Origin of the sequence: Mycobacterium asiaticum, from assembly GCF_001668675.1 — a bacterium.
Classification (GTDB): Bacteria; Actinomycetota; Actinomycetes; order Mycobacteriales; family Mycobacteriaceae; genus Mycobacterium; species Mycobacterium asiaticum_D.
The window spans coordinates 1-637 of sequence record NZ_LZKQ01000229.1; the positions used below are offsets into that span (position 1 = coordinate 1).

The window sequence follows — 637 nt, forward strand, 5'->3', positions numbered from 1 at the left end:
TGAGGACCGGCGTGTCGCAGCCGGCTAGATAAGGGTCATCGCGTGATTCTTCGAGAGACCGTCCAAAGTCACTCGAGCAAAGGAATCAACGCGATGACCGCTGCCCACGATATCGACTTGCCGGCACTGCTGGCTGAGCGACTCACTACCACCCACCCTGATGTGTTGCGCGAGTTGCTGGCCACGTTCATCCACACGCTGATGGGCGCTGAAGCGGATGCGCTGTGCGGCGCGGGCTACGGTCAGCGCAGTGCCGAGCGCACCAACTCCCGCAACGGCTACCGGCATCGCCAATTCGATACCCGGGCAGGGTCATTGGATTTGGCGATCCCCAAGCTACGGCAAGGCTCCTACTTCCCGGATTGGCTGCTGGAACGCCGCAAACGCGCCGAGCGGGCCCTGACGACGGTGGTGGCCACCTGCTATCTGCTCGGGGTCTCCACGCGGCGCATGGACAAGCTCGTGGAAACCCTCGGGATCACCGGCTTGTCGAAGTCGCAGGTGTCGGTGATGGCCAAAGAACTCGACACCGTCGTGGAGGCCTTCCGCACTCGGCCCCTCGATGCCGGCCCGTATACGTTCATGGCCGCCGATGCCCTGGTACTCAAGGTCCGCGAGGCCGGTCGCGTGGTCAACG

At 63.9% G+C, this 637-nt stretch carries 1 pseudogene; it reads left to right on the top strand.

The features are described from left to right. Window positions 1-93: 93 nt before the first annotated feature. Window positions 94-637: pseudogene (locus A9X01_RS19665) on the top strand (IS256-like element IS1512 family transposase); the annotation flags it as partial.